The 19,878-nt window shown below is 42.4% G+C and carries 21 protein-coding genes and 2 pseudogenes; 9 read left to right on the top strand and 14 right to left on the bottom strand.

Going from position 1 to position 19,878, the window contains the following annotated elements; genetic code table 11:
• Positions 1-186: 186 nt before the first annotated feature.
• Positions 187-426: a maltose acetyltransferase domain-containing protein gene (locus ACZ5A8_RS17430; protein ID WP_464530578.1), complete on the top strand. Its 240-nt coding sequence runs from the start codon at positions 187-189 to the stop codon at positions 424-426.
• Positions 427-474: 48 nt separating this feature from the next.
• Complete coding sequence (locus ACZ5A8_RS17425; RefSeq protein WP_464530577.1) at positions 475-765, top strand: flavodoxin family protein; 291 nt, start codon at positions 475-477, stop codon at positions 763-765.
• 461 nt (positions 766-1,226) lie between these two features.
• Here the strand turns inward: ACZ5A8_RS17425 and ACZ5A8_RS17420 are convergent, their stop codons facing one another.
• Both ACZ5A8_RS17420 and ACZ5A8_RS17415 read right to left on the bottom strand, forming a co-directional pair.
• Positions 1,227-1,913, bottom strand: coding sequence for a DUF169 domain-containing protein (locus ACZ5A8_RS17420; protein ID WP_464530576.1), 687 nt, complete (start codon positions 1,911-1,913; stop codon positions 1,227-1,229).
• A gap of 252 nt (positions 1,914-2,165) precedes the next feature.
• Positions 2,166-2,492, bottom strand: a complete 327-nt coding sequence (locus ACZ5A8_RS17415) for a DUF6951 family protein (protein WP_464530574.1) — start codon at positions 2,490-2,492, stop codon at positions 2,166-2,168.
• 535 nt (positions 2,493-3,027) lie between these two features.
• Here ACZ5A8_RS17415 and ACZ5A8_RS17410 point away from each other — a divergent pair.
• The 3 genes from ACZ5A8_RS17410 (at position 3,028) to ACZ5A8_RS17400 (ending at position 5,229) form a co-directional block, all read left to right on the top strand.
• On the top strand, positions 3,028-3,405 hold the full coding sequence (locus tag ACZ5A8_RS17410) for a 30S ribosomal protein S8e (RefSeq protein ID WP_464530573.1): 378 nt from the start codon (positions 3,028-3,030) through the stop codon (positions 3,403-3,405).
• A gap of 70 nt (positions 3,406-3,475) precedes the next feature.
• Entirely contained in the window at positions 3,476-3,967 is a 492-nt protein-coding gene (locus ACZ5A8_RS17405) for an Lrp/AsnC family transcriptional regulator (protein ID WP_464530571.1), read from the top strand.
• Positions 3,968-4,047: 80 nt separating this feature from the next.
• Complete coding sequence (locus tag ACZ5A8_RS17400; protein WP_229390187.1) at positions 4,048-5,229, top strand: aminotransferase class I/II-fold pyridoxal phosphate-dependent enzyme; 1,182 nt, start codon at positions 4,048-4,050, stop codon at positions 5,227-5,229.
• Positions 5,230-5,400: 171 nt separating this feature from the next.
• On the opposite strand, the gene ACZ5A8_RS17395 is transcribed toward ACZ5A8_RS17400, so the two are convergent.
• Positions 5,401-5,802 (bottom strand): helix-turn-helix domain-containing protein, encoded by a 402-nt coding sequence (locus ACZ5A8_RS17395; RefSeq protein ID WP_464530569.1) that lies wholly within the window; start codon positions 5,800-5,802, stop codon positions 5,401-5,403.
• A 413-nt stretch (positions 5,803-6,215) separates the two neighbouring features.
• On the opposite strand from ACZ5A8_RS17395, the gene ACZ5A8_RS17390 reads away from it, so the two are divergent.
• From ACZ5A8_RS17390 to ACZ5A8_RS17375, 4 genes are all read left to right on the top strand, one after another.
• The gene (locus ACZ5A8_RS17390) at positions 6,216-6,899 is read left to right on the top strand and encodes a DUF5591 domain-containing protein (protein WP_464530568.1); all 684 of its coding nucleotides are present in this window, start codon (positions 6,216-6,218) and stop codon (positions 6,897-6,899) included.
• Positions 6,900-7,954: 1,055 nt separating this feature from the next.
• On the top strand, positions 7,955-8,833 hold the full coding sequence (locus tag ACZ5A8_RS17385; RefSeq protein WP_048049915.1) for a glycine zipper family protein: 879 nt from the start codon (positions 7,955-7,957) through the stop codon (positions 8,831-8,833).
• Between the two features lie 424 nt (positions 8,834-9,257).
• Positions 9,258-9,653: a hypothetical protein gene (locus tag ACZ5A8_RS17380; protein ID WP_464530566.1), complete on the top strand. Its 396-nt coding sequence runs from the start codon at positions 9,258-9,260 to the stop codon at positions 9,651-9,653.
• 390 nt (positions 9,654-10,043) lie between these two features.
• The gene (locus ACZ5A8_RS17375; protein ID WP_268765573.1) at positions 10,044-10,166 is read left to right on the top strand and encodes a hypothetical protein; all 123 of its coding nucleotides are present in this window, start codon (positions 10,044-10,046) and stop codon (positions 10,164-10,166) included.
• Positions 10,167-10,519: 353 nt separating this feature from the next.
• On the opposite strand, the gene ACZ5A8_RS17370 is transcribed toward ACZ5A8_RS17375, so the two are convergent.
• The 11 genes and pseudogenes from ACZ5A8_RS17370 to ACZ5A8_RS17320 form a co-directional block, all read right to left on the bottom strand.
• A complete protein-coding gene (locus ACZ5A8_RS17370; RefSeq protein ID WP_464530564.1) occupies positions 10,520-10,669 on the bottom strand; it encodes a hypothetical protein in 150 nt (49 codons plus the stop codon).
• Between the two features lie 25 nt (positions 10,670-10,694).
• The gene (locus ACZ5A8_RS17365) at positions 10,695-10,844 is read right to left on the bottom strand and encodes a hypothetical protein (protein ID WP_164477374.1); all 150 of its coding nucleotides are present in this window, start codon (positions 10,842-10,844) and stop codon (positions 10,695-10,697) included.
• A gap of 44 nt (positions 10,845-10,888) precedes the next feature.
• Positions 10,889-11,185 (bottom strand): hypothetical protein, encoded by a 297-nt coding sequence (locus tag ACZ5A8_RS17360; protein WP_464530563.1) that lies wholly within the window; start codon positions 11,183-11,185, stop codon positions 10,889-10,891.
• A gap of 1 nt (position 11,186) precedes the next feature.
• Positions 11,187-12,233, bottom strand: coding sequence for a DMT family transporter (locus tag ACZ5A8_RS17355; RefSeq protein WP_229390231.1), 1,047 nt, complete (start codon positions 12,231-12,233; stop codon positions 11,187-11,189).
• A 109-nt stretch (positions 12,234-12,342) separates the two neighbouring features.
• The gene (locus tag ACZ5A8_RS17350; RefSeq protein WP_229390182.1) at positions 12,343-12,996 is read right to left on the bottom strand and encodes a cobalamin B12-binding domain-containing protein; all 654 of its coding nucleotides are present in this window, start codon (positions 12,994-12,996) and stop codon (positions 12,343-12,345) included.
• A gap of 19 nt (positions 12,997-13,015) precedes the next feature.
• Positions 13,016-14,503 (bottom strand): annotated as a pseudogene (gene mttB, locus ACZ5A8_RS17345) ([trimethylamine--corrinoid protein] Co-methyltransferase).
• Between the two features lie 604 nt (positions 14,504-15,107).
• Positions 15,108-16,514 (bottom strand): annotated as a pseudogene (gene mtbB / locus ACZ5A8_RS17340) ([dimethylamine--corrinoid protein] Co-methyltransferase).
• 6 nt (positions 16,515-16,520) lie between these two features.
• Positions 16,521-17,171 (bottom strand): dimethylamine corrinoid protein MtbC, encoded by a 651-nt coding sequence (gene mtbC / locus ACZ5A8_RS17335; protein WP_464530561.1) that lies wholly within the window; start codon positions 17,169-17,171, stop codon positions 16,521-16,523.
• 545 nt (positions 17,172-17,716) lie between these two features.
• Positions 17,717-18,082, bottom strand: a complete 366-nt coding sequence (locus tag ACZ5A8_RS17330) for a hypothetical protein (protein ID WP_229390180.1) — start codon at positions 18,080-18,082, stop codon at positions 17,717-17,719.
• A gap of 118 nt (positions 18,083-18,200) precedes the next feature.
• Positions 18,201-19,163 (bottom strand): SufB/SufD family protein, encoded by a 963-nt coding sequence (locus tag ACZ5A8_RS17325; RefSeq protein ID WP_464530560.1) that lies wholly within the window; start codon positions 19,161-19,163, stop codon positions 18,201-18,203.
• Positions 19,164-19,166: 3 nt separating this feature from the next.
• On the bottom strand, positions 19,167-19,874 hold the full coding sequence (locus ACZ5A8_RS17320) for an ABC transporter ATP-binding protein (RefSeq protein WP_229390178.1): 708 nt from the start codon (positions 19,872-19,874) through the stop codon (positions 19,167-19,169).
• Positions 19,875-19,878: the final 4 nt, after the last annotated feature.

Raw genomic sequence — 19,878 nt, 5'->3', positions numbered from 1 at the left:
TTTTTTCATTTTATTCTGCTGTTTTCTGACGTTAGCCGATATTTTTACCGTTATTTTGCAGTTATTCCTGAAAAACATACTACATACTGCATAATTAAAAACATCTATAATGAATCAGAAAGCTTGGAATGTCATCTTCGACTGGTCGAAAAAGACCCCAGGAGCTTAAAATGAGAGATAAAGAAAATGCTAGCAGGAACACTATATATAGCCTTTGGGGAGGAACTGCTGGCAGAACGTCATGCTGCAAAGGAATTTATTTTTGAATTTAATGCTTTCGTTGGCGATAACACTGTAATTGGTTCTGGAAGTGTAGTGACAACGGATATTCCGGCCAATGTAGTAGTTGTTGGCAATCCGTGCAGAGTAAAATACAAAATACTGAAAAAGATAAAAGTAATTTCCTGGAGATGCTACGATGAATAAAAAATACTGATACTTACTGGTAGTCCACGAAAGAGCGGAAATAGCGACATGCTGGCAAATGCCTTTATGAAAGGAGCACAGGAAATCGGACATACAGTAAATAAAATTGAAGTGTCAAAACTCAATATTAGTGGATGTAAGGCCTGTGAAACGTGCTGGACAAACGATGGAGCCTGCGTTCAGTGTGACGATATGGCAGAAATTGAGCCACTGCTCGAAAGTGCAGATGTGCTTGTACTGGTTTCCCCCTCTATACTTTTATGGAATTTCGGCACAGTTAAAAACTGTAATAGACAGACTGTGTGCCTACTGTGTGGGCAACTGTATAAAACCGCTTAGAGTAAAGGAATCTGCTTTGATTATGTGCGGGGGGTGCGATGAAAAACGATTTTTCAGCGGTGCCATAGATACTTACAAGCATACGGCAGATTATATGAAATGGGAAGACAGGGGCACCTTAATAGCTACTAACGTATTAGCAATTGGAGATATTTTACAGGGAGATTGGTTAACTAAAGCGCAAACCTTTGGCGCTAGCATTTAAAGAGCTTATTCTTTTTCACACCCGCCTCTTGCGTGGTCAGGTGTGATGTTTATTTTTTGAACTAAAACAGAGTGGTTCGATCCACAGAATAATCGGTTGTGAAGTCAGTATTGAGGGAAGTTAGAGGAAAAAATAGTTCTCAAATATGATATAATAAACAGGTTATGTCTATCATATCATATTTGATCAATTTCACCCAATAACGGGCTTGAACATGGAGGAGTTTATATCTTAAGTAAAGATGAAAATTCTGTATTTAATTAGGACAGATTTCCTTGAGTCCGGCTGCGACATCAGAAAGAAGCTCTACAGGTATTCCCATAGTCATCTCTTCATCTGCTATCTCGGTGTAAACCCTGCTGCCGCTGCAACCTACTGTAACTCCTATTTTTCCTTCTTTAGCCTGCACCACTCCATCGGAACAGAGGCTCTGTTTGCCCGCGAAACTAACTTCAAGCCTGCCGCCGGTTTTGTACATATAAGCCTGGGTGAGTAGCATTATTTGCTTCGGGTTGCAAATGACCAGTACGACATCCGGCATGAATGTGGTCTTTTCAAGGGGTGCATAGAGGACAGCTTCTGTAGAGTCAGGGCTAAGGGTCGGTACCATTTCAATGGTACGCTTTGCAGCATCCTGGGTACTGAACTGCTTCAAGCCTTTATAATAGAATTCTCCGCTGGCTACTTTTGGGGGCAGCGCTCCAAGGCCCATGACACCTGCTCCGCCTTTGCACATCTGGTCCTCCCCCAAAGTGTAAAATTCTTCTCCGGTTCTTCTCACCCGGTCAACAAACTGGCAGTGCCTTATAGCTTCATTCACTTTTTTGATTCCTTCAGGGATTTCCTCTCCCTTTGGGACAAGTTTTACTGCAACTGGAGAAGTCTCGAGTTTAAGGCATTCAACCATTTCCTGTCCGTAGTTGTTGATTTCTTTTAAGTCCATTTTCATCACTCCGGGTATAATATTTATAAAGCCAAGTTGAAAGAAATAGATACGTATTATCTACTATATATTATGTTTGTTAAGTTTTGACTAAATTATACACAACCATATTCAATATAAATATTGTTAAGTTTTGATTCTTAAAGGAACTTTCTCGCAGTACTCGTAATTTTTTGGCGAGTTGTGTTATTCTCATTTTCTGCTTCATACAGAAAAAAGAATTTAATTAAGGAGGGTTAATTTAAGGAATCTTCATTCAAGTTTATCAAAAATTATTTCCATTTTCCCCATTCCTCGAGCAAGATTTTTAGAAATCATGCCGTTTTCAAGCCAGCATGCATTCATTACTGCAGCCGGGACGAAGCAGGTGGGAGTGAGAGGGGCTTCAGCCATTTTCTGGGCAAGCATAGTTTCAGGGCCTCCCATAAGGTCTTTCATGCCCATATCAAAATGTGTGCCCCATTTCCTCAGTTTTTCGCAGGTGGTTTTGATATGTATATGGGTGTTTTTACCTTCTTTTGTAGCAATAATTTTTGTTGTATGTCCGCATATGGTATTGAGTGAAATTTCAGTAACCATTGTTTCTCTCCTGTAATCTGCATTGTCGTCTGCAGTCTGAGGGTTCCCAATGAACTATTAAGTATGAGATTTCCCTTTTGGCCTGTACCTTAATATTTTCTCCTTTTCTTTTTTATTTAATTCAACATATATATTTTTCTGTGCAGGCTCTTCGCGCCTTTTTTTATTCCGGTAACTTTATAATCCTGCGATGCTATTTTTTCAGCTACAGTTACCTGTATGCAGACACTGTCCAGAAGTTAAAGTTTTTGTGGCGGCATGATCGCAAAGTTCTTATACGATTCTATTCGTATTGCTAAGTCCATAGCAAATATGCTAATTAAAGTATTCCTGTTAATACATTAATATATTAGCAGAGCAATTAAGCTACTTACGGGTACGCTTATGCCCTGAAAAGGATCACGAGATCAGGATTACAGGATATTTACTATTTGGGCCGTTTAAGGTCCCATTAAAAACCAGCTTAAGTAGCACTAAAAATAGCACTAAATACAAATCTTGACTTATATTTCAATACAATAATGAGGTTTTAACAATGAGATGGCAAGGCACCTCCAGAAGAAAAGTTACAGGCGGAAAAGTTATTGCTGCCCGCGGAAAGCGCAAGTTTGAAATGGGCCGCGAATCTGCGGATACCCGCATCAGCGAAGTAAAAAGAAAGAACGTTCATACTATGGGCGGCAACAGGAAAATAAGGCTTCTCCAGTCTAACGTTGCAAACGTGACCAATCCTAAAGACGGAAAGACAGTTACGGCACCAATTGAAACCGTAATTGACAATACTGCCAACAAGCACTATGTCAGGCGTAATATTCTGACAAAAGGTTCCGTTATTAGAACCCCCATGGGCACTGCCAAAGTTACAAGCAGACCCGGGCAGGATGGAGTTGTAAACGCTGTATTAATTGAATAATCGAAGAGAGCCCTGACCCCCCACCAGGGGTTTTGTGCCAACTTCCCTAAACTTTGTGCCGGTGGTCAACATGGACGAAATGATTCGACATATACTGGAAATTCTTGAAAACGATGCCCGAGCAAGTCCGGAAGAAATTGCAGCCCTTACAGGAATGTCTGCACATGAAGTTTCCCAGACGATCGCAAAGCTTGAAGAAACAGGAGTTATCCGGCACTATAAAACCATAGTGGACTGGGACCTGGTTGGGGAAAACTATGTTTACGCCGTAATTGAGTTGAAGGTCACTCTTGAGCGTAACCAGGGCTATCAGGCAATTGCAGAAAGGATCTATAAATTCCCGGAAGTCAGGTCTGTCAGGCTTCTGTCCGGGAACTACGACATCTCCCTTACCGTCCGGGGGAAGTCAATGAAGGATGTGGCTTTTTTTGTGGCAGAAAAAATCGCTACCCTTGATCAGGTCCAGAGTACGTCTACTCATTTCGTGCTAAAGACCTATAAAGAAGACGGGGTAATTCTCCATGAACCGGAGTCAATTAAGAGGCTCCCTGTCTCGTTTTAATGCTAAATGCTTAAAACCTGATCCCCTTATCCCGCTTTACATTCTATCCAACTCATACATTTTTTTATAGAGGTGTTTGCTTGAGACCTCCATGCGATCCTTCAAAATTCGTTGCGGAAGCTGTAAAAAGTATCCCTCCATCAGGAATACGCCGTTTTTTTGATCTGGTTTCTGGACTTGAGGATATAATCTCCCTTGGTGTAGGAGAGCCTGATTTCATCACTCCCTGGCACATCCGTGAGATGTGTATTCATTCTCTCGAAAAAGGGCAGACTTCATATACCTCAAACTACGGACTTCCGGAACTCAGAGACGAACTTACAAGAACCTACTACAGGCGCTATGGTCTGGACTATAACCCTGCATCTGAAATACTGATTACTACAGGAGTAAGCGAAGGTCTTGATTTAGCCATCAGGGCAGTGGTCAATCCCGGAGATGAGGTAATTGTGGTTCAGCCCTCCTATGTGGCATATGTCCCTTCAGTAATTCTGGCAGGAGGCAAGCCTGTTATTGTTTCCACTCACAGGGACGATGATTTCAGCCTTACTGCAGAAGCCCTGAAACCTGCAATTACCAGCAAGACAAAGGCAATTGTCCTCAATTTCCCTAATAACCCTACAGGCGCAATTATGGAACAGGAAGGGATGGAGGACATTGCGGACCTTGTTGTCGAGAACGATTTATTTGTGATCTCAGATGAGGTTTATGAATGTTTGACTTATGGAGGCAGTCACGTCCCGTTCTCGTCTCTTGAAGGCATGAGGGATCGGACTGTCATGCTGAACGGATTTTCCAAAGCTTATGCGATGACAGGGTTAAGACTCGGTTTTGCCATGGGAGCTCCGGATATTATCCATTCAATGATGATGATCCACCAGTACTCCATGCTCTGTGCTCCCATAACTGCTCAGGTAGGGGCAATTGAAGCCCTTCGCAATGGTAAAGGGGAAATGGAGCGTATGGTCCGGGAATATGACCGACGCAGGCACTTTATCGTAAAAGGCTTTAATAGCATAGGGCTTGAATGCTGCAACCCTAAAGGCGCTTTTTATGCTTTTCCCTATATTGGAAACACGGGCCTTTCATCTTCTGATTTTGCAGAACGTCTCCTGAATGAAAAGAAGGTTGTTACAATACCCGGAGACGTTTTTGGGGAAGCAGGTGAAGGTTTCCTCCGGTGCGCTTATGCAGCTTCTCTCGATGACCTTAGAAAAGCAGTTGAAAGAATGGGAGATTTTGTAGACGGATTAAAACAGTAAATTTGGCCGAATTTTTATCCGGTCTACTCTTATTTTCTCATTTTGTTTTTTATGATTTTTACTTCAATATTTTCTTACTTCTCTTCTCTTGCTTTAGTAGTTTGCCTTAATATTTTGCCCTAGTATTTGCTCTAATATTTAGCCCTAACTTTTTATTTTTATTTTCTATATTCAACTTTCTTCATCGTCCATTCGCATGACAAGGACGTTTACTTTATCATCCATTTTTTCGATCAGTTCGTTCATCTGATCATACCATTCGTCAACGTTCTTTTTAACCATCTGTTTCATTTCCTGAGGTTCGATGGCTACATATTCGTAATAATACCCTCCACTATCGATGGATCTTGTTTCTCTGTAAACAATTCCACAGGCTATAAGGTTCTGCAGAGAACGATATGCAGTGCTTCTTTCCCTGTTAAGGATCTCTCCTAGTTTTTCTGCTGTCAGGGGACCATGCATAAGCAGAGCCTTGTATGTGTCGATGTCAAGAGACTTAAGGCCGAGTACACATTTTACCATGTCCTCGCATCTGAAGCTTGCTCTGATCATCTCATGAATAGAATTCGCCATAAAATCACTATTTTGAGGACGTTTTGCCCTATTGTTTTAAAATTTATTTTTAGTTCTTTGAGAATGCAGGCCAGCGTTTTCAGGCATTGTATAAAGGTGAATTGAGTTTGCTCATGAAATCAAAAACCTGGCTTCAGTTTTCAAATTTGCTTTTAAAAGAATACTCCCCAATTGTGTTAAGTACCGTTATGTGTTATTTAGCTAGCAATATTGGTGAATATATTTATAAACTTATTTATCTCTTTCAAACTCTATTATTTTTATTAGATAATATATGTTAAATGTTCCGTTTTATCTGCCGAATATTTTTTACTATACTTTTTCTGACAGCTCTTAAAAAAACAATAACTCTAAAGGGATCAGGTTAGTTAATTATATATATAATTTCCTGACTCAATAAGCTTTGAGGTCTTATGAAGCCCATTATCCCTGAAGATGAACGTTCCGAAGAGCCTCTTGACACCGAGAGAATAATTTACCACCCTGATATGATAAAAGCAAATGACTGGGTTCTCAATGAGTATGAAGCTCCTTTCAGGGAAGTATGTATCTTTGTTCCCTGCGCCAAGAGAAAACCTTACCATGAAAGCCCATCCCATAAAAAATTTGACCGGATTATTTTCGGGATTTTAAATCCGAAGGATGTACACATAGTGACTTTCGGAACCTGCGGGATTGCTCCTAGGGAACTTGATACTCAGTACCCTTTTATGAACTATACTTTCATGATGGGCAAATGCAATGTGACAAAAATCAAAAGAGACTTCATAAAGATAGAGAGCGAAAGGATTGCTGCTTATCTTGAAAAGACCAGGGAGAATTACAGGCACAGGATAGCCTACTGTATCGGGGACTTTCGGACTGCAATGGAAAAAGCCCTGGAAATGGTCAATATAAATGTGGATGTTGTCCCGAAGGAAGATACAATTCAAAAGATGATTCAGCCCGATAAACCTTTCATTTACAACAGTCTCTCATCCAAAGAATACCTTCAGGACCTTTCCGATGCAATTACCGACGCCTTCGGGCTTCCCAGACGGGAAGTCGGCTTAAAAGAAGACCTCTCGGTGGACGATACTGACTGGTATATTTTGTGATATCTAGAGATACATTTATCATATAAACACTACCTCTATATCTTTAATAAGATATGCCAGAGAGGTAATCTTAGGATGGATTTAAAAACGTTATTCTAAGGCTCGATGGTAATAGAATAGATAGCCTAAATAGCAAGAATACAGTTTCATCTTTTTTGTAAATATTGCGTCAATTCTCGGAATATAGGGAAGTCCCTGACAGCGTTAATCGAGGAAGTGGATAAAGAGGAACACAATCCGAAGACCCTTAAAGGGAGGATTTAATCATATTTTGAAGGGAACTGTCAAATGAAGTGACAGAAGACACTCGCGAATTTTTTACTAAGGCTGAGAGCCCCCAACTTTACGAAGAATAAGGCTGGCTGATTTTCAACTCTATGTTCTCCCAGATTTTGACGAAGTAATGGTTTTTGGTGAAAATGACCCCAGACTAAGGGAGTTCGAGCAAAATTTTCCGAATTTCTGAATTTACAAAGTAACAATGTGATGAAGTATGGGCGAGTTTTGGGTAAGTCCTGCAAACTTTGTAAACTGGAGTAATTTACAGGCTCGCTGGGGAAAGTGGGATGTAATTTACCACCCTTCGGGAGATCTCGCAGCCTTGGGACTGTAAATATCCAAGAATATTATAAATCATGCATTTATTCACCAGTATGTTAAGATTAAGGAATTCATGGATCTAGATTTAACACTATTTAATTTAAACATGAATTAAAAGACTTTATATCATATTACTCTAGTTTTTATAAAATTTATTGAATACGGATGAGGAAAGTATATATATTTATAGTTTCTCGCCAGATCATCAAACAATCAACGGTCAAGAAACAATTTCAGATTCAAAACAAGTGTGAAAAAGAGATTGTTTGATGGTCTGGACAGAAAACTTATAAAGAATTAGGTAAAAGGAGTTTATAGAGTTTGGAAGTAGTTTTCCTCAGTTACCCCGAACTCTATAAACATGCCCTAAGAGGCAGTAATTATGTTAGCTGTGCTTTTATTTAAGACTTAGCTTGCCTGATTCTGCCTCCTGGGTGCTAAACAGGAGAAAAAATATGATTAAGAAAATTAAAATAAGTGCAATGTTTATGGCAGTACTTCTTTTGAGTATTGCTTTTGTGCCGGCTGTGACGGCACAGGCTGATGAACTTTCTTCGGTATCTTCTGACCAGAAAGGAAAAAAGATTATTGAGGAAACACCTGAACTCAAAGTGATTGAAATCACCGATACCACTAATATAGTACAAGTCGGAGATATGCTCATATCTTTTGAGTCTAACTCTGAATATACTGAAGCAAAAATGGAATTGAAGAATCTAACGAATAATGAAAAATCGAGTTTCGAGTATAAAGTTTTACAAGAAGCTGGAAAATTCAAGACTGACGTATACAACGAAGGGAAATTAGTTAACACAGTGACTTCAGAGTACAACCCTATTAAACCAGGCGAAACTAGCAAAGTACTAGAAAAATCCTCTAGTCAGACCAATACTGTAAAGGGGACAACAACACTGTATAATTGGGATGGCATAACATTCATCAAGGGATCTGGTATAAAATATAAGCACCCAGATTATACTACATATGATGCATATGATTATGAGTCCTTTTATCTAGCTGGCAATGCACTTACCCATCACCATATTAATAAATATGATTCAGCTGCGATAGCTGCTTTAGCCCCAACTGTTGCTGGAGCGACAATTGGTTATCTTGTTGGAAATATGGTTGGTGCAGTTGCTGGAGGAGTTTTGGGACTTTTTTTGACTTCACAAACTAGTCAAGCACTTCTTGATGAACAGGACTGCATTTGGTACTGGGAGTCTTATACATGGGCTCCCGTTTACCTTGGTGGGATGTGGCGAACAGTGCCTCTATACTTTAGAGTTGCTTCTTACACTTTATGGAACAGCTTAGGTATGTCAAACCCATAAACATACGCCACGAATGATACAGCACGAGGACGAAATTTAAACAAGTTCGTCCTTTTATATTTTTTAATTATGTTCTCTCGCTCTTCAAATCTAAGATAATAGGGCTCACGATTTAAACTACAAAACAACAGTAGTAAACTAGTGCATCGATTCCAAATTATGGGAATAAAATTGGACTTTAAAATCAACACAGGTCAATGGATTTCCCATAAAAGAACCACAGATGGACACAGATAAACACGAATTGAAATCATCTGTGTTCATCTGTGTTTATCCGTGGTTTATTGAGGATATATGGAATCGATGTACTAGTAACTTTCAAAACTTAAATTTCAACTATGATGTCTACTGTATTTGATCTGGCATCATAAGTGAGTAAGTCCTAGTTTGATGATTACAAAAATTAAATTTAAATGTGATATTTATGAAAATACAAAAACTCAAACCTGAAGAGATTTTGGGACTCCTGTCAGGCATTGTACTTAGTTATATTATGTTTATTTTGTCTATGTTGATGAGCGACGTATTACTTTTTTCTAATCAAATAGTTGTTTGGGTTAATATTGGTCTTGTCGTTTTCTTCTTAATACTGGGACATTATATAGTCTCAAGAAAAGTAATTGACGAAAAAAAGAGAACTGAAGACATAATAGGTCTTAAAAGTAATCTACTGGGTTTTTTCCTATGGCTCATTGTAATAATAATTGCGACCTTATTGAATATAGAAATTAATCCGACTGCGATTAGAACGGGAGGTTATCTTACAATACTTTTAATCACTTTAATCCTTTTATACATGAATAAGAAAGGGATTAACTGAAGAATAGTCCCAAGTAGGAATTGGATTCACAGATAGATGAAAAATATTAATTCCGGCAATTTAGCCATGACCGATTTCCTTTCTTTTCTTTTTTTGAATTATTTAGAGCCTCTACAGGCTTTCAGGGGTAACCCCTTAATTCCTGTCTATTTTTCAAGCCTTGAGCCTGCAAAGCAGCCCAATGTACCCATATGCAGGCGCACGTATAATATAGATCCTTTTTTAGTCTCTTGGTTCTATTGATTGACTAGTCAGTTAACTATAAATAGGTGGAGGGATATCGGGTCAAATATGGCAAAACTCCAACAAAATCTTACAAACGGAAGCTGCTAGTTAGTGATTCCGGCAGCGATAATTCGAAGTAAAGGCTGGCGCAAGGGAGGCGAGTTTTTGGTATCAGACATGCCGGACGGCATAAAATTCACACGCGGAGAAATTCAAACACCGCGCAAACTCGCACCTGCAATCACAAAAGACGAGTTCTATGCTGATGTTTTTGGTGATGAGAAATGATGGAAACTCTGAGTGGAATAAAACTAAAACCAACATTTAATCCTCAGCTTATTGCGGACTTCGAAACAGTGTGGAATGAAATTTTTCACTATCAGTGGCAGCCGATATACAAAAAAGACCTGAGATTGCAGGATAATTACGACTTTTTTAGGACTGTTGTGAACAGAGTCCAGCGGTATAACGAAAGTTACGATATGACTATCGTAGGAGACCGAGGATTAGGTAGTCGGCTTTTGGCTTAGGGGCTGCAATAATTATCAACAGGTACTTTCATAGCGCTGACGCTCAGTTTTCGCTGGATTACGCCTGTTTCGATGTCGATTCTTGGATCATGTTGATCATAATTATTTTAATCATAAAAGCATATTAATTGATTGAAGTGGGTATTTTAATTCGCTGAATCCGCCCAAATAGGCCAACTGCATAGCAGGATTTGGGCGGAAAACTTTAACAGTGATATTCTTTTTTTCAATTTCCCCGTATGATTGATTTCTCTTTTTCATGGGATAGCTAATTATATCCATTTGCTCAGAACTGCGAGATAAAGATCCTTGCCTGCCAGAGGGCAATAACTGCAAGGACAAGGATGAGTACCATCCACATTATGTCGGCTCCCGGAATGAAGGAATTAGCCCAGTATTCATTGTAGGCTTCTATAGCAGCCTCGGATTGTACCATATTTTTTTCCTCCTTAACAATGTTCTCCTCTTTACATGTTCTCCTTACACGTACCTTATGCAGGCATCTGATCCGCGGACTTTTCCGAAGTCCGTAATCACATATTTGTGCAGCAGGAATCCTTTTTTATAGATCCCTTCTTCATCGACTCTCTGTTCCGAATCCTTTAGCATCCCTCCTGAAGCCAGTTCAATGATATCAAAATTGATGCTGTCCCTGCCGTACGCACTGTTCATATCGTACTCTTTCTGGATCTTTGAAACTATTTCATAGTTCCAGTGTTCTTTTCCATCAAGGAACAGCTCCAGGATCCTGAATTTAATAGGCCGGTTCTTGCCCATTTCACTCACCTCTCAGAGTTTCGATCTCTGTAGCTTCTTCCGTGAACATCACGAAACTCCCTATGATACAGAGCGTTCCTCCTACCAGAATTGTCCACTGGGGGATATCCCCGAAGAACAGGAAAATGAATATAACTGCAAAAAAACCATAGAGGTTCCCTATTCCCTGGCCCCTTCCAACTCCTATCAAAGGGAAGGACTTATACCAGCACACATAACAGAATCCGAATGTGATTCCTGCAAAGATCAGAACCAGAAGCGTAAGCGGTTCGAAGGCTTGAATTGCATAAGAATACATCGGGAAACCGACGATTGCCAGAATCGGCACAATAATTATCCACCAGATTATATTTTCTCCGAGGAAGCGCAGGGTCAGGCCAACATCCGGTTCGGAGATATCAAGCCCTTTGCCTGCGATAGCTCCTTCTATTCCCCAGCCAACTGCAGCCATAAGACCGCCCAGATAACCTATCCAGGGAACTTCACCTGCCGCAAGCTCGGTAGCCAGTCCGCCTCCGAAAATCGTGATTCCTCCAAAAATAATGACAACAATCCCTATCGCTGCCCTTCGTGTGATTTTTTCTCCGTACCAGTAATAAGCAAGTACGGACCCTATAACCGGATAAAGAAGAGCTGCAACAGCTGCAAATGCTCCTCCTATAAATCCCATAGCCATAAAAGATCCAAGAATTGCTATTGGTCCCCCAAAGATCGAGGCAAGGAAAAACCATTTGGAGCAGGGATTGAATTCCTTGAGTGTTCGGGAAAGTTCCCCGAATTTTTGCAGCACTCCGTTCCAGAGCATAAGTGCAAGCATAACAGTGAGTGCATTAAAAGCGGTTATCAAAGCTGCAGTAACTACGAGAGAAACTCCATCTCCATTTGTTTCTGCAATTGCTCCGAACATTTCATCAAAAGGATTCAGCACCCATATTACAGTCCCTGGCAGATACCAGATTCCCCAGAATACAGCACAGAAAAGAGCCCACATATACCCTTTGCTGACTCTTCTCCTGCTTTCCTGCTCTTTCAAAGCTTTCAGGTCCAGGTTAACTCCTCCTTTTTATTTAATTTCCAGGAAGGATGATCAGGGGAGCCAGGTTCATTCTTAAAAAATCCGTTTTAATTTATCCCTCTCTCCCCTGCCTTTCTTTATTTTAGCGTTTAATGGCTGCTTTTACCTTGTTTACAGCGTCGGTCGCATTTTCCCCATAGACATCTGCCCCTATTTTGTCAGCCCAGTCCTGCGTAACAGGTGCGCCCCCTACCATGGTTTTGACCTGGTCGCGCATCCCTGCTTCTTTCAGCTGTTCCTCAATCTGTATCTGGTTGACCATAGTTGTGGTCATGAGGGCGGAAGTGGCAACTATATCAGGCTTAAGTTCCTTTGCCTTTTCAATGAAGGTTTTGATAGCCACATCCCTTCCCAGGTCCACAACTTCAAAACCTGCAATATTGAGCATTGAGGCAACAATATCCTTCCCTATGGAGTGTATATCACCCTCAATTGTCCCTATGACAACTGTTCCGAGCCTTGTGGTTTTGGATTTGCGCCTTTCCATTTCCGGCTGCAGAACTTCGATTCCTGCTTTCATCGCTTCTGCAGCTGCAAGCACATGAGGCAGGAAAAGAGTCCCCTGCTCGAACTGGTCTCCCACGTACTGCATACCTGCCGTGTATCCGTGTTCGATGATTTCCACTGGGTCAACTCCTGCTGCAAGGGATTCGTTTGCAGCTTCCTGTGCCATTTCTTCATCAAATTCAGTAATTGAATTTTTTGCTTTTGCAATAATTTCTTCTTTGCTCGCCATTTTTTACCTCCCTTTCTGTTTAACTCTCCTTAAAGGCCCTGTCAGCCCTGTCCACAATCGCCTGCATGTCCTTGAGAATATCCACATCTATTGGCGGAACCTCATGGTGCTTCAGAATGTCTGTGACCTTTTCGTTCGCCACGGCTGCAAGATCTTTAGAGCCGGATGCAGCCCAGTCCCCATACATCCTTCTGTCAATAATCATGGGATCGGACGGATAATTCACAAGCAGTCTGGTCTGTTTGAGGGCAAGGAAATTATTTCCTATCCCTATCTTCTGGATGGAATCTACTGCAAGAGTTTCAGTCGAAACCGGTATTCCCTGCATTGCTTTCTTTACCATTTTGATAATGTCGTTGTCAATTACCAGCTGTTCCATTGAGAAAGTCATTCCAAGCTCAAGCATCCCGGCGCCATAAATCGTGTTTGCCCCTGAAAGGGCTGGCAGGAGGCAGGTCATTGTTTTCTCGTGTCCTGCCTGATCATCCGGGATCTTGGCGTCAGCCTAGGTGCCTGCCACATAGGAAGGAAGGCCGTAGAACTGGGCAAGTTTGGCAACTGCAGCACTGATAAGGCCAAGTTCTGGAGATCCTACAGGAGCAGTCCCTTTCTTGAGGTCAAAGGTCGTGGTAGAACTCCCGTACCAGACTTTGGCTCCGGGAACTGTGAGTTGGGCAAGCACAATTCCGGAAAGGACTTCTGCATTGTGGGTCACAAGGGTTCCTGCAAGGTAGACAGGTGAGGACCCACCTGACATTGCCATGCTCAGGACGTTTACAGGCATTCCGAAACGTGCGCCTTTGATGATGACCTGGCAGGCGTTGACACTGAGCTCAAGCGGGCTTGTCGGGCAGAGCAGCATCGAGAAAATCGGCTTTTTCCGGGCTTCTTCTTCATCGCCGCCATAGTAGGCTTTTACAATGTCCCTGTAGTATTCGACGTGCTCGCCTACGGGATCGATGTGGTGAAAATGCTTGGCAGTGCTTGAAAGCGGGGTAAGGGTCTCGTGGACATCCTGCGCGCCCTTTCCGGCCCAATCCCTGGCAGAGACCGGGAGAGAGAAGTAGTCGATGTTTTCTGCCCAGTCGCAGAGCTTTGCGATGTCTGCAATGTCCTGTTCCACGGAGTCAACGGTTACGTACTTTCCGTCCTGGTACTTGCACATCTTAACGCCAGTACCGAAACAGGTCCAGTGCACTTTACCGCCGGATTCCTGGACGGTATTGTGCTTCTTGTCGCGGCCCCAGAGGACAAATCTGGAAGGGGCGAGCTGAAGGGCTCTTCTTACGAGATATTCGGGGATCTTTACAACATTAGTCTGTTCGTTTACTTCACAGCCATTTTCCTTGAAGATCTGCCTTGCCTCGGGATCAGAGACCTGGATACCGGGGTCCATCAGAACTTCCATGGTTGCATAATGGATTGCTTTGAGCTCATCTCGCGTGAAAAGGCTCAATTCCACTCCCTGAAGGGAACTAAATCCTGAAACTGCATTATTTTGCGCCATTATCTATCTCCTTTTTCCTGAATATTTTCCGGTTTATTTTACTTCTCACCTTATTCGGGGAAAACCGTTTTATTTTCAGTTCAGGATGCAGAGACTATGAAGAAAGGGGTATTCTTTACATGGAAACTGGAATCATTTCCATGGAAATGGAAACAAAATCAATTGCCAATGGCTTTCAGATTTCTATTTTTTTCCTCTGGTTATACAGGCAGTTATGCCAGTAAAATCTGAAAAAATAAAATCCAGTATTTTCTCCCCACTTCCCTAGAGCTTATACGTTTTCCCGTTTTTTATTTTAAGACCAATTATCGATTAACGCCTCTGCTATCGTTTTCACTGAGACTCCGTATAAGTGCCAACCGTTTTTTGATTTCCGAAAAAGTTTTTTGCTTTTTATTGGTAAGCATTACCTTTTTCTGGATATTTCCCCCTTAGGTTGACTTTTTTATAGCATATTTTATACTATTCTGCTTATTTTATTTTGAATATTTTTCTATATATATTTTCCCGAGAATCCTCTTTGAATTCTCTCTTTTCTTTTCACACTTTTCTCTGCTTCTCTTGCAACCTTTTCTCTGCTCTTTCAGTTCTTTTTGATCCCTGGTCATCTTCCTGTTTGTCTTCTGAATAGATTGCAGGAGTTTATCTTGACATCGAGAACCTTCTCGATATTCATTTTTGCAGCAATGCCCTTTGCGGCACCCGGGACTGAGGTGATCACGCCAATATCGAGCTCTTCACGGAGTTCGCGCATAACGTGCTCATCTGAGAGATCCATTGTGTCAACACTGAGCTTCTTTGCCACATACTCTTTTGCTTCTTTTATCCTCATGTTCTTTGAGAATTCCATCCTTGCTACAAGGTCTCCGGCTGCTCTCATACCTGTCATACCTGAAGCCATTATGTGGGAGATCGGCATACCCAGAGGGTCGCCGACCCCGACCTATATGCCGTCTACACCGGCAATCTCGACCATTGCCTTGCTTGCCCTTGTAACGGCATCGATTGGGGGAGTCTCAAGCATCGGAATTCCGCCCACACCCATACCCATATCAACGTGACAGGGAAGGGTTGAGACTTTTACGGCTTCTTTTATGAAAGTTACTGCCCGTGCCAGGTTCCATGGAGAAGTCTTGCTGGTGTTTGTGTTGCATACAGGCCCGAAAACATTTGCTCCTGCTTTTGCGACAAGTGGAGCCTGCTGGTGTGGCCAGAGCCCTGCAAGAGTCACGCTGTCATACTGCAGGTTCCCGTGCATCCCAAGCACCATTTCTCCTGCCATTCCTACTTCGATGTACATGTCAGGGAACTCTTTTCTAAGGGCTTCAACCGCATGCAGGGTCCCGTACATATCAGCGTCGCCTGCTGCAGCTGTTGTATCAAAGTTAATACCATCCGCACCCGAGGCAAAGAGCTTCTGCATAACCCAGACAGTGTCCCTTGTAAGGTGCTCGGCTGCATGCTCCATGGAGTCCCAGGCTTCCTGAATTTTGAAAGCCTTCATCAAGTCACCAGGGTTTTCGAAAGGTCCGTCAGGAGTATAATAAAGCCCCATGTTAGGCATTGCACCGTAGAAGAGTGGGATAACCATGTTCTGCTGGCAGACTTCCATTGCCTGGCATTCGTTTGAGACCACGGGTTTTACAGGTTTGTAGCTGTAGTCAATATGCCCGAGTTCCATGGTGTCGGCACCAAAAGCCCTCTCGTGCATCATGCAGCCGACAAGCCGGCTTGAGGGAATACCTACACCACTGTTACCCTGGTCGCCGTCAAGCCTCAGAGTCCCGATATCGTGAGTTACGGGCACTTCCATGCCGTGTTCCACACTGACTGACTTTCCGGGCATCATAAGGATTTCTGCAAGCTTGTCGACTTCATCGGCACTCAGACCGGAGATCTCACCGAGGTCGGCGGCATTTGCCACACCTGCCTCAAGTTCCTCCATGATCTTTTCTTTCGTAAGGAAGATACGTTTCCCGTCTCCCATTCTCAAAGCATATTCAGTTGCCATATCTTTTCACTTCCCCAGGAGCAGTTCTTTTGCTTTTGCTACAGCTTCACTTGCATTTTCAGCGTAACAGTCAGCTCCGATTTTGTCAGCCCAGGCCTGGGTTGCAGGGGCACCCCCTACCATAACCTTTACTCTCTCCCTCATTCCTTCTTCTTTGAGAAGTTCAATAACTTCTCTCTGCCCCTGCATTGTGGTGGTCATGAGAGCTGAAAGTCCGATCATGTTAGCATTGACTTCTTTTGCCTTATCAACAAAGTTCTTTATAGGAACATCTCTGCCTATGTCGTGGACTTCAAAACCAGCTGACTGAAGCATGGTTGAGACGATAGACTTGCCAATATCGTGCACATCCCCTTCAACGGTCCCGTTTACGATAACCCCAAGTTTCTTTGTCTCAGCCCCTGCAGGCAGATCAGCTTCAAGGATCTTGACTCCGGCAGTCATTGCATCGGCAGCCATCATTACATGCGGCAGGAAAAGTTTTCCTCTTTCAAAAAGAGTCCCTACCTGATTCATGCCGGCAGCAAGCCCTTTATCAATAATCTCTGCAGGCTCCATCACTTCTTTTGCCTTTTCTACGGCTGCAATCACTCTGTCCTTTTTACAGGAAATTATTGCATCCGAAAGTTCCTGTATCAGTTCTTCTTTGCTTGCCATTCTCAACCCCCATTTTCAAAGTCGTGTAAGAGAACCGGAAAAATACTTCAAACTGAAAGAAATCCCTGTCTCTACTTTTTAAAAAGTAAAAACCTTTTTTAGGGAAAATGAATTTTAGGAAAAATTCAACTTGCTTCTCACTGCAGAAATTCCCGCGGAGAGCTGTGAGGTGTTTGTTTTCCGGGTTGACTCACCCTATTCAATATATTTTAAATAAATATATTAATATCATTCGAAAATTATTAAAATCGGTTTATTTTTTCTAATAATCAAAATTTTCCCATATCGTGGTAACGGGACTAACAGAAAGTTCAGGATATAAAAAAGATATAAAAAAGAAAGTGTTTTTTCCTTAATTTTCAGCCCTGGTTACAGGAAGACACTTCTTCTAGTAGAAAGTAAAAAATCGGGAGTTTAGATAAAACATACCAGTTCTGGATAGAAATGAATTCTGAAAAGCGTCTACTTCTACTGCATACATGATAGCGTGAGCAGCACGAAGACTGTAATAATTATTAAAGGAATATGATTTGCCTCCAGATAGCTTAGTCGTCCTCAAGCCCCGAGTTCTCTTCGACTGAGAGCATAAGTTCCCCGTAGAGCAGCTTCTCAAGGGTTTCGGCTACGTATTTTCTCTGCTGATATCTCTGGATGTCTTCATGCATCCTTATATCCGAATCTACCTGGACTCTGAGCAGGGCAAAATGAAAAGCTTTTTCATTCTTTATCTGCGCAGTATGAAAGGTTTCCAGCAGGTAAGGAAGTTTTCTGGGATCTTCAATTACTTCACTTAAAAGCAACATTTCTTCGGGGATATCAATAGTATGCGAACGTATATCCTTTTTTCCGGTAATTAGCTGCAGGTTTCTTTCCGAATACTTTTTATCAAGGATGATTATTTCACCACTCATACCTTCCACCTCCATCTATGTTGTGATCTCTAAGTTTTCCTGATAAACTGCTGTTGATTGGCTGAAAACTCCAGTTTACAGGATGCCGGATTCAGATAAATAAGGGATAAAGGCAAATTTAAGCCAGCATTCCTTTTACTATGATGTCTATTGCATCGTCTTCTTCAAGACCGCGGGCCATAAGGGTTTCGACTTCCTTTTTGTCCACGCAGCCGATTGCAGCTTCATGTGTAACCTTGGCAAGAGGGTTGTCTACACGGACAATAGGCACGGCTTCAGCTTTTGCGTTACCCTGGATAACTTCCATACAGTCAACATGTCCGCGCGCTCTCGGGGCGTGACCTTCGGTGATTCCTCTGAACACGGATTCTGCGTTATCGGTTATTGCAAGCCGGCTTTTAATTACACTGCGGGCATTTTCTCCGTTAAGAGAGATCCTTTCGAGAATTTTTATTTTATCGTCCGCTTTTCCGTAGACCTTGGTGACCATCTCGCAGATCGAATCTTTTTCGGCATCAACACTGTAATCGAATTCCAGATACCCAACTCTCCCGGAAATGAGAGAAAAGTTTGTGTAGTAGCTACCTCCTTCTTCTATCTTTATATGGGCTTTCGGGAGCACCTGAATTCCGCCATATGGGCCGTGGAAATGAGTCTCTGTGTATTTCAGAGACGCGTTCTTTCCGATAACCATCTCAGCATCCATTTTATGGATAACTTTTTCAGCGTTCGGGAAAGTACAGTGGGCGATAAGTTCTACAGCTGAGTCTTCTTCGGCTACGAAGTCCATTTTGATTTCCTGGATTCCGTCTTTAGGGACAAGCCCGAAGCAAAGGTGGACAGGCAGGGGGATCTTATAACCTTTTTTGATGGTCATTTTGATGTCCACGCCGTATTCGGTCTCTTTCTTCTCAAGCACTATGCCTTCGGTCCCATTTGCGCTGAGAACTTTGTTCCCGCTTACCACAAGGCTTGCGAGCCCATGGTTATGCAGGACTGCAGCATCTCCTCCGGCTGCTGTGTAAGCTGCAGTTATGTCTTCCGTTTCTCTGGAAAGTGCATTTAATGTAATCTGAGCCATTTTTCAGACCACCTTTGGGGGGGATACCCGGTTGTCACAGGGTATGCATCTGTTTTTGAAAAATTCGCTTATCTCCAGGGGGTCTCCGCTCCTGAGGATTACCCCTTCGCACATCAGGGACGCTTTATCCGAGGCAGCTGCAATTTCTTCCCTGTGCGTAATAACAAGCACTGACGAGCCGTTTTCTTTGAGCGTCCGGATCAGGGAGACAATTTCTTTTAAGGAAACCACGTCAATTCCGGAGTCCGGCTCATCAAGGATTGCAAGTTTCGGCTTCATGGTAATGATGGAGGCAAGCTCAATCCGCTTCCTTTCGCCCCCGCTCAATGCCTCGCCTACTTCTCTGGAAAGGTATTTTTCAGGCTTCAGGTCGACTTTTCGGAGGGCTTCCTTTATCTCTTCTTCCGTGATGCCTCCATTGCCTCTTGCCCCGATTGCGAGGTAGTCCCTTACCTTCAGCCCCTCAAAGCGGGCGGGTTCCTGCCAGGCAAGAGTTATGCCTTTTTTTGCACGTTCGGTTATCGAAAGTACTGCAACATCTTCCCCGTTAAAAATGATGCTGCCCTCTTCATGTTCATAACCCTGGAGCCCCATCAGGGTATATGCAAGTGTACTTTTTCCTGCACCGTTTGCGCCGATGATACTGTGGATTTCACGGTCCCCTACCTCAAGGTTGATTCCACGCAGAATTTTCTTCCCATCACGGCTCAATATC

It is taken from the genome of Methanosarcina subterranea (assembly GCF_055385895.1).
The sequence above is the reverse complement of the archived record's forward strand: the minus strand, read 5'-3'. Positions and strand labels throughout refer to the sequence as shown.